Raw genomic sequence first — 9,484 nt, forward strand, 5'->3', positions numbered from 1 at the left:
ATGTCCTCTCTAAGGTGCGGTAACGGACACGATCCGACTAGCCTTATGTCGGCTAATAATAAGGGAAGGTGGTACAACAATCAGCATCACTCACAAGTGCTTCCACTCAAGGCACTCGCTCTCTGCAGAGAATTTTGAAAGTGCATATCCTTCAATCAATTGTCTTGATTATAGCACGCCCACTTCAATTGACAACCCTTTATCTCAAATTAGTGATTATTATTTTGAGAGTGGGGTTGAACTGGTTGTACCGTCGATTGAGAATTAGTACTTTGCGAACCTTGACTGGATTGTGATCCAGAACTGTTACTTGCTGGTTGTGAAGTGGATTGTTGTTGGCTGTTGCCTTGATCATGGTGTTCATCTTGAGATGGCTGATTATTGGATTGTTGTGGAGTGGATGATGATTCAGTAGTAGTATGCTGACTAGTTGGGTGATTATTTTGGGTGGTATTGCTATTATTCGAATGTGTTGCTGATGGTATACTGTACGATTCCTGGACATCATCACTGGCATTAGTACTGGTAGAACTAGAACGATGCTTATGACTGCTGCTACTCTTTTTATGTTTCTTTTTATGTGAAGACGTACTTGTAGAAACAGTAGTATCATTGGTATCGACATTAACAGGGTCTTGTTGTTTAACAAGGAAAATAACAATTGTTGCGATTAAAACAACTAATAGGCAACCAAGGATAACCTTAAACATCCGTCGCGAAATACCATAAGGGTTCTTTTTCTTAGTATTTGTTTTTTTAGAAGTTGCTGATTTATGTTTATGACTAGGAGTAGGTTGTTTTGGCTTACGACTAAAGAAGGATCGTTTTTTCTTTTCTTCACCTGGCTTAGGAGTGTCGTATAACTCAACGCGTGTCGGTCGACGTTTATTATTTTGATTGTTATCTTTATTATTCAATGATTTCACCTCATGCTTAATGAGTAATATATCTAGTTCCTTATTATACCATGGTGAGCCTAGATGTATTAAAAAATGGTCGACTCATTATGGGCCGACCACTTTTCGTGTTTCTTCATAGCTATTTTGAGGGGGATAGTATAGAAGAAAAATAGGGGTTTATTTATATTAGGGATTGTCTATACTATACCGTTGAAGTATGAACATTGTGTGAAAGAACTATTACGAAAATAAAAAACTGGAAATTTACTTCCAGTTTTTATTTTAATCTTCTAAAGCTGAATTTCCCATTTGAGCTTCACGTTGCCCAAATCCTTTACCTTCAGCAGCAAAGCGCTTATCCCCTTTATAGAGTTCAATACAAGTCCAAATAAGAAGAGCAAGAATAACAATAATCGTGATATATGCGAGAACATCAGATGTCCCTTTTGACCAAATGCCAAAACCTTCATAAGTTGCAGGAAGGTTGTAGAGATTTAGGAAGGTAAGAGCGATTACAGAGATCCAACCGCAAACTTTAACCCAGCCGCTATTCTTAAATTCACCCATTTCAACTTCACTGTTAGTCATCATTAATAATGGCAACATGGAGAACGGAAGGGCAAAAGCTAAGAACACCTGTGAATTTTCCATTAAAAGGTTCAATGCGGTGTGTTGTTGGATAGTATTTTCACCGCTGGTCATGGCAACACATGCGATAACCGGAATAACGGAAATAATTCGCGTAACTAACCGTCGTGCCCATAAAGGCATACGCATGTGAATGAAACCTTCCATGATAACTTGACCAGTTAAGGTTCCTGTGATTGTTGAATTTTGCCCAGAAGCAAGTAATGCAACCGCAAATAAAGTGGATAGTACACCTGATTTAGCGACAGCGATTAAAACTGGATTACTAAGCATTGAAGTATTGTTTAAGGCATCATATAGACCGAAGAAAGAACTATCTTGAACAGCGCCAGTCTTGAAAACAGCAACCCCCATAATTAAAAGAAGGGAATTAACGATAAATGCAAGGGATAGTTGGATGTTTGAATCCCAAGTAGTAAAACGAACTGTTTGACGGATACTATCAAGATCATTATGGTCGATCTTCCGAGTCTGAGAAATAGCTGAGTGAAGGTATAAATTGTGAGGCATAACAGTCGCACCGATGATACCTAATGTACCAGTTAATGGAGTGATGCCACCAATTTCTGGATGTTGAGCAATTGCTTTTGCAGATGGAAGAAGACCCATAAATACACCACCCCAATTAGGATTAGAGAGGGCAACTTGATAAGCAAAAACAAATAGAATTACTAAAATTAAACATGCAACAATGGCTTCAATTTTCCGGAACCCAATCTTGGTTAACAATAGCAATACTAAAACATCAAGAACAGTAATAAATACAGATGGAATTAACGGAATGTGGAATAATAAGTTTAACGCGATGGCAGCACCGATAACTTCAGCAATATCAGTTGCCATGATCGCTAACTCAGTCATAATCCATAAGATGATACCTAATGCTTTACCGGTACGTGCCCGTGTTGCCTGAGCAAGGTCCATTTGGCTCACGATTCCGAGTTTAGCCGCCATGTATTGAAGTAACATCGCAATCAAACTTGAAATCAAGATAGTAGTCATTAAGGTATATTGGAAGCTCTGTCCACCAGTAATTGAAGTTGACCAGTTACCTGGATCCATGTAACCTACCGCAACTAATGCGCCGGGACCAGAGTAAGCGAATAATGTTCGCCAGAAACCTTTTCCACGAGGAACTTCAACTGTTCCGTTAATTTCCTCTAGTGATTTACCGTTTGCATACTCAATTAATTTATGCTTACGGTGTTGATTTTTTGTGTCGTCCACGCCAAATCCACCTTTCGTTTGAGTTTTGTTAATTAGATTGGAAATCATAATTAACTTAGTTCGAATACTTTGTTAGGGTAACATAAAAAAATATATCCCGCAATGGAAAATCGCCGTTATAACAGCAGTTTAGACGATCTTGAGGAATGGTTGGAGATAAGTTTTGGCGTACCTAATGGTAGTTAAGCGCTTTCTGAAAGACAAAGAAATTTTCTATATAAATTTAGAATTTATTACTTTGTTATGAGGAAATATTTTATTTCTTGGTATAAAACGCTAAATAGGATAACAAGCCTTGTGAAATTATGTAATCGAAAAAATAGTAGTAAAACCATTTATGTACTAGTAAAAAATCTGTTTAAACTTAGTGAAGAAAAAAATATTTAAAAATTGCACTTTTTTAAAAAATGCTGATATAACGGGATTTGTTTAGGTTCGGATTTACTGAGTTTAACGTTTTATGATGGCGAAAAGAATGTGAGATAATTGTTGGACGTTTGACAATTAAGGCGTTTTCACACTATACTATCACTTGACAAATGATTAAATTCACAAGAGAGGTATTTTAATTATGAAGGCACTTGTTTTAACAGGTAAAAAGCAACTCGAAATTGAAGATATTAAAGAACCTGAAATCAAGCCTGATGAAGTCTTGATTCATACTGCCTACGCTGGTATTTGTGGTACTGATAAAGCACTTTATGCCGGTCTTCCAGGATCTGCATCAGCTGTTCCTCCTATTGTTTTAGGTCATGAAAACTCAGGGGTAGTTACAAAAGTTGGTTCAGAAGTTACTAACGTTAAGCCGGGAGATCGTGTAACTGTTGACCCTAACATCTACTGTGGCCAATGTAAGTACTGTCGGACTCAACGCCCAGAATTATGTGAACACCTTGATGCTGTTGGTGTTACCCGTAACGGTGGTTTTGAAGAATACTTTACTGCTCCTGCAAAGGTGGTTTACCCAATTCCTGATGATGTTTCATTAAAGGCAGCTGCAGTTGTTGAACCAATTTCATGTGCAATGCACGGTGTTGACTTACTTGAAACTCACCCATACCAAAAGGCTTTAGTATTAGGTGATGGTTTTGAAGGTCAATTATTTGCACAAATCTTGAAGGCTCGTGGTATTCACGAAGTTACTTTAGCTGGTCGTTCAGATGAAAAGTTGGAAAACAACCGGAAGCACTTCGGCGTTAAGACTATCAACACTACTAAGGAAGAAATTCCTGCTGATGCATATGACATCGTTGTTGAAGCGGTTGGTTTGCCAGCTACTCAAGAACAAGCACTTGCAGCTGCAGCTCGTGGTGCTCAAGTATTAATGTTTGGTGTTGGTAACCCTGATGACAAGTTCTCAGTAAACACTTACGATGTATTCCAAAAGCAACTTACAATTCAAGGGGCCTTCATTAACCCTTACACTTTTGAAGACTCAATTGCACTTCTTTCTTCTGGTGTTGTTGACCCACTACCACTCTTCTCACACGAATTAGATCTTGATGGTGTTGAAGACTTTGTTAGTGGTAAGTTAGGTAAGGTTTCCAAAGCTGTTGTTAAAGTTGGCGGCGAAGAAGCTTAATTCTAGATTAAGACAAAAACTTAAATATATTAAAAGCGAGACGAAATAAATTTTTCGTCTCGCTTTTTTTATACCTCATTTCATCCGTAAGTAAATATGTAATTAGCAGTTAAATTAAATTTAGGTCAAGCCCTATAATCGCAAAGTTTGCAGAAATAGCAGCATCATAATTTATTGTTTAATAATTGACATGGTGTCACTTTGGTGATAATGTATAAATTACATTCATAGTGACACGGTGTTACAACATGGTGGAGGAATTAAGATGCCAAGTACAACATTTGAAAATTTAAATCTACAGAAAAAAGAACTTATTACTAATGCACTATTAACAGAGTTTAGTCAACATAGTTTAGCGAATGCTCAAGTTGCACGGATTGTAAAGCAAGCTGGAATCGCTAGAGGAGCATTTTATAAGTATTTTACAGATTTAACGGAGGCCTATCAGTATCTTTATCAAGTAGCAATTTTAGAAATTCATACACCAATTACACGTGTTAATCACATTTTAGCTGCGAGTGATTATATTAATCAGATTAAAGCTTTTGTAGATGAAATCAACGGAAGCAAGTACCGTGATTTTATGCGCTTACACTTTCAAACAAATGAAGGATTATTACGTGATAATACGCGCCCGCAAATTAAGATTCATAGTGCTCAAGAATGGAGTGTAATGGTTTTGAGTCATGAAACAATTAAGGATTGCCTTCTTCAACCTAACAAACAAGATGAAGCAATTGAACGGCTGTCCAAGGTATTGACTGCATTATTGCAGTAGGAGGTAGAATATGTTTTTAGCACTAAAAGAAATGAAACATGAGAAACTGCATTATGGATTAATTGTTGCCATGATTGTTTTGATTAGTTACCTAATGTTTTTCTTAATGGGGATGATGTTGGGACTTCAAAATGAAAATGATGCTGTCATTAAAGAATGGGGAACGGAAACTGTTTTTCTAAATAAAAATAGTAATGATAATCTCGGACAATCAATCATTACGCGCAACCAACTACCAGATAAGGATCAAAAGAATGTTGCACTTGTTGGTCAAGCGCCAGTAGTTCTTAAAGAAAAAGGAGCAAGTAAAGAAAATGCTCAATTTATTGGTATAGATCCTGACCAATTTATTTCCCGGGAAAAGATTAAAATCACGAGTGGTCGTCAAGCCAAGGGAAATAACGAAATTGTTGTTGACAAGAGTTTAAGCAAAAAGGGATATCATTTAGGAGATCGAGTAACAATCAATTCTCAAAATGAGAAATATAAGATTGTTGGCTTTGTTAATGATGCTAAATTTAGCGTTGCACCTGTAATATATGGCAGTTTGCCGGTTTGGCGAGATTTGAGAGGATTAAATAATTCAGCCGTTGCTAGCGGGCTTTTTTCTGACCATAAGCTTAGCAAGAGTACCTACCCTGGTCTTCAACACTATACTGTTAACGAATATATTAATAAGTTACCGGGATACTCAGCACAAAATAATACGTTCACTTTTATGATTGGCTTTTTAATGATAATTTCGTTAATTGTAATTGCGGTCTTCTTATATATTCTGACTATGCAAAAAATAAGTCATTATGCAGTTATGCGCGCTCAAGGAATTCCTGCGCGGCACTTAATTCTTGCAACAGTTACTCAATCAATTTTCCTAATGATTAGTGGTGTAATAGGAGGAATTCTTTTAACCCTTCTTACGAGTGTAGCAATTCCAATGTCAGTACCAGTTATTATGAATTGGCCACTAATTAGTTTAATGGCAACAGGGTTAATAGTTCTTGGAATGATTGGCTCATTATTACCAGTGCGAATGATTATTAAAATTGACCCGGTACAGGCCTTAAATTAAGATGGGGAGGTAATGTTATGTCAAAATTGAAGTTAGTAGACGTTAACAAATATTACGGCGAAGGAATTAGCCGTGTTCATGTTCTTAAAGATGTTAATTTTTCTGCTAAAGCGGGAGAACTGAATTTGGTTTTAGGACCTTCTGGATCAGGAAAGAGTACCTTTTTAACAATTGCAGGCGGTTTGCAAACACCTACTTCAGGAAAAGTGTTAATTGATGGAATTGATATTGAAAAGTTATCTTCTAAAAAACGTGATGAACTGCGCTTGCAGAAAATTGGCTTTATTCTTCAGTCGTATAACTTACTACCCTATCTAAATGTGGCTGATCAATTTAAACTTGTTGATCGTATAAAGAAGAGCGGTAATATTTCATCGACAGCTTTTGATGAACTGTTGGAAAAGCTTGCGATAAAAAAACTGCTCAAGCAATACCCTTCTGAATTGTCGGGAGGTCAAAACCAGCGAGTAGCGATCGCGCGTGCTCTATATACCAACCCTGAGATAATTCTTGCAGATGAACCAACAGCGGCCTTAGATAGTAATTTAGTAAAGACAGTAGGGCAATTATTTCAGGAACTGGCTAAAAAGAGGGGGAAAGCAGTGATTGCTGTAACCCATGATTTACGTTTGCGTGAATATGCAGATAATGTCTACGAGTTAGCTGATGGGAAGCTTACATTAAGTAAAAATCCCTCAGATCAATAATATAAATAATGTTAAAGAAATATTAGAAACAAGCCTTTTTCATCACGAACCTTGCTATAATAAGCGAACTAAATAAATAGGAAAGGGGGAGGATGCAATGGCTTTTTTAGAATTAAAAAACATATATAAATCATATTATATTGACAAAGAGGAATTCCCAGTTCTTAAGGGAATTAACTTACAGTTTGATCGGGGAGAATTTGTGTCCATCCTTGGTGAATCAGGTGGTGGAAAGTCCACTTTAATGAATATCATCGGCGGCCTTGATCGTAACTTTGAAGGTGAAGTCCTCGTAAATGACAAAATCCTTGACCATAGAAAGGAAAAGCAACTAGATAGTTATCGGCGCGCGACGGTGGGTTATATCTATCAGTCCTATAACTTAATTTCTCACTTGACGGTGCTGGATAATGTTTTGGTCGCGTTGGATATGACAACTTTGACTAAGGAAGAACGCCGGAAACGTGCATTGGAACTCTTGGATAAGGTTGGCTTAAGTGAACAAGTAAAAAAGCATCCGAACCATTTGTCAGGAGGGCAAAAGCAACGGGTAGCGATTGCTCGTGCATTGGCAAGTGACCCGCAAATTATTATTGCTGATGAACCTACAGGAGCCTTAGATGCGCAGAATACAAAAGAAGTATTAGCATTATTAGACAAGATTGCTCGAGATGGGAAATTAGTGATCGCTGTTACTCACTCTCAGGAAGTAGCGAATAATGGGACACGAATTGTTCATTTGATCGATGGAAAAATCGATGGGGACGAAAGGTTGCGTCCTGCTTATCCGATTCCGGAAGACCCAACAGAGATTACTCCACGAGTTTTACCGGCGATGGCGAGCTATCGAACGGCTTTTAAACATTTGATCTATAACTTTTGGCGCAATTCGTTAATTATGCTTGGAACCGCAATTGGTATCTTTGCGGTACTCTTATTTAGTGGATTAGGTAATGGGATAAATGGTTACATTCAAAACCAGATTAATTCTCTTGCCAACCCGCAGGCAATTACCGTATTTAAAAATACAACCGGTAAGAAGATGACCCAGGAACAAATTCAATCATCATTAGGACAAACGATGGCGGCTAATCCCCAATCAATGACGATTAGTGATCATAATCTTGATCGGTTACGAAAGCTTAATAATGTGTCGTCTGTTCAACCGGGAATTATGGTGAGTGCCTTTCAGCTTAATTATAATGGAAAAAAACAAAGTGGAACTTCACTAAGTACATGGAGTAAGGCAATTACTAGTGATTCAATCAAGGAGGGGCATAAACCCAAGAATGGTGAAATCGTTCTTACAAAACAACAAGCAATTCAATTATCAAGTGCCAAAAATTATAAACAAATGGTTGGTAAAACTATCCATCTTTCATTTACATGGATAAATGACAACAATAATCCAGTTCCCGTTTCTGGCAACTTCAAGGTAGCGGGTATTACAGAAGGAGCAACTGCTGGGACTTTAATTACTTATTCCACTATGCGTGCATTGCTTCAAAAAGCGAACGCCTCTACTGCTCCTAACTTTGCAACTGTTAATGTAACAAATCTTGACAATGTTCAAGGAGTAGCGAATAAGATCGATAATCTTCGTGGTAGTAATAACAAACGGGTGTTAGGAGCAGTTACAGTTGGTTCGATCCTTAAAACTGTTAATACTTATGTTAGTCTTGCTTCTACGGTTCTTGCTTCAATCGCTGGAATTTCATTACTTGTGTCCGCATTAATGATTATTGTGACAATGTACATGTCGGTTTCAGAACGGACAAAAGAAATCGGGATTTTGCGAGCCCTTGGTGAGCGAAAGAAAGATATTCGTCGCTTATTTACGTCTGAATCTGTCTTTATCGGATTGTTTTCAGCGATTCTTGCACTGCTAATTGTTGCAGTTGTAACGGTTATTATTAACCACGCTCTGTATGGCTTGATTAAATATAATATTGTGCAAATTACTGTTGGAAATGTAATCTTTGCGATTGTAATTGCAGTTGTAATTTCGTTTATTGCTGCATTGTTTCCTGCACGTCGGGCGGCAAACCTTAATCCAATTGATGCATTAGCTGCAGATTAGTTAAAAAGCAACAACTTTCCTATAGCTAGAGTTGTTGCTTTTTTTTGTTAATGTCTTTAGGCCTGGTTGAGTGCGCGAGCAGAGCGAGTGCACGAAACAAAAAACCACCTGCTATGCGGGTGGGCGATAAAAATTATATAAAAAGGCCTCTTTTGCCTTAAGATGTAGGTGTTCAAGCCAAAGTCAATAAGGGAAAAGAGGTTATATAAATATGACTAATAAATTAAATAGCTTAGCCCATACGAAGTGGTTATGTAAGTACCACATCGTATTCATACCAAAGTATAGACGTAAAGCGATCTTCAATCAATACCGAAGAGACCTAAGAGATTATATTCGTTTATTGTGCAAATATAAGGGAGTAGAAATAATTGAAGGTCATATGATGCCAGATCATGTGCACTTGTTAGTAAGTATTCCGCCGAAGCTAAGTGTATCGCAGTTTATGGGATACTTAAAAGGGAAAAGTGCATTAATGATGTTTGATCGACATG

8 protein-coding genes are annotated in these 9,484 nt (G+C 37.5%); 6 read left to right on the forward strand and 2 right to left on the reverse strand.

Features of this window, described 5'->3' with window-relative positions:
* Nucleotides 1-209 precede the first annotated feature (209 nt).
* Together LMB57_RS08055 and LMB57_RS08060 are read right to left on the reverse strand one after the other, a co-directional pair.
* Nucleotides 210-917 (reverse strand): hypothetical protein, encoded by a 708-nt coding sequence (locus LMB57_RS08055; protein WP_267493664.1) that lies wholly within the window; start codon nt 915-917, stop codon nt 210-212.
* Between the two features lie 264 nt (nt 918-1,181).
* Nucleotides 1,182-2,822, reverse strand: a complete 1,641-nt coding sequence (locus LMB57_RS08060; protein ID WP_229271546.1) for an Nramp family divalent metal transporter — start codon at nt 2,820-2,822, stop codon at nt 1,182-1,184.
* A 523-nt stretch (nt 2,823-3,345) separates the two neighbouring features.
* On the opposite strand from LMB57_RS08060, the gene LMB57_RS08065 reads away from it, so the two are divergent.
* The 6 genes from LMB57_RS08065 to tnpA form a co-directional block, all read left to right on the forward strand.
* Nucleotides 3,346-4,356, forward strand: coding sequence for a zinc-dependent alcohol dehydrogenase family protein (locus tag LMB57_RS08065; RefSeq protein ID WP_003665087.1), 1,011 nt, complete (start codon nt 3,346-3,348; stop codon nt 4,354-4,356).
* Between the two features lie 265 nt (nt 4,357-4,621).
* Nucleotides 4,622-5,134: a TetR/AcrR family transcriptional regulator gene (locus LMB57_RS08070; protein WP_229271545.1), complete on the forward strand. Its 513-nt coding sequence runs from the start codon at nt 4,622-4,624 to the stop codon at nt 5,132-5,134.
* A gap of 10 nt (nt 5,135-5,144) precedes the next feature.
* Nucleotides 5,145-6,203, forward strand: coding sequence for an ABC transporter permease (locus LMB57_RS08075; RefSeq protein ID WP_229271544.1), 1,059 nt, complete (start codon nt 5,145-5,147; stop codon nt 6,201-6,203).
* Nucleotides 6,204-6,220: 17 nt separating this feature from the next.
* The gene (locus tag LMB57_RS08080) at nt 6,221-6,910 is read left to right on the forward strand and encodes an ABC transporter ATP-binding protein (RefSeq protein WP_229271543.1); all 690 of its coding nucleotides are present in this window, start codon (nt 6,221-6,223) and stop codon (nt 6,908-6,910) included.
* A gap of 97 nt (nt 6,911-7,007) precedes the next feature.
* A complete protein-coding gene (locus LMB57_RS08085) occupies nt 7,008-8,990 on the forward strand; it encodes an ABC transporter ATP-binding protein/permease (protein ID WP_229271542.1) in 1,983 nt (660 codons plus the stop codon).
* A 211-nt stretch (nt 8,991-9,201) separates the two neighbouring features.
* On the forward strand, nt 9,202-9,484 hold a 283-nt coding region (tnpA, locus tag LMB57_RS08090), incomplete at its 3' end, for an IS200/IS605 family transposase (RefSeq protein WP_229278037.1).

The organism is Limosilactobacillus secundus (assembly GCF_020784695.1).
Classification (GTDB): domain Bacteria; phylum Bacillota; class Bacilli; order Lactobacillales; family Lactobacillaceae; genus Limosilactobacillus; species Limosilactobacillus reuteri_F.

Coding starts and splice junctions, on each gene's coding strand:
- LMB57_RS08060 (WP_229271546.1), bottom strand. CDS start 2,822: ATGATTTCCAATCTAATTAACAAAACTCAAACGAAAGGTGGATTTGGC.
- LMB57_RS08065 (WP_003665087.1), top strand. CDS start 3,346: ATGAAGGCACTTGTTTTAACAGGTAAAAAGCAACTCGAAATTGAAGAT.
- LMB57_RS08070 (WP_229271545.1), top strand. CDS start 4,622: ATGCCAAGTACAACATTTGAAAATTTAAATCTACAGAAAAAAGAACTT.
- LMB57_RS08075 (WP_229271544.1), top strand. CDS start 5,145: ATGTTTTTAGCACTAAAAGAAATGAAACATGAGAAACTGCATTATGGA.
- LMB57_RS08080 (WP_229271543.1), top strand. CDS start 6,221: ATGTCAAAATTGAAGTTAGTAGACGTTAACAAATATTACGGCGAAGGA.
- LMB57_RS08085 (WP_229271542.1), top strand. CDS start 7,008: ATGGCTTTTTTAGAATTAAAAAACATATATAAATCATATTATATTGAC.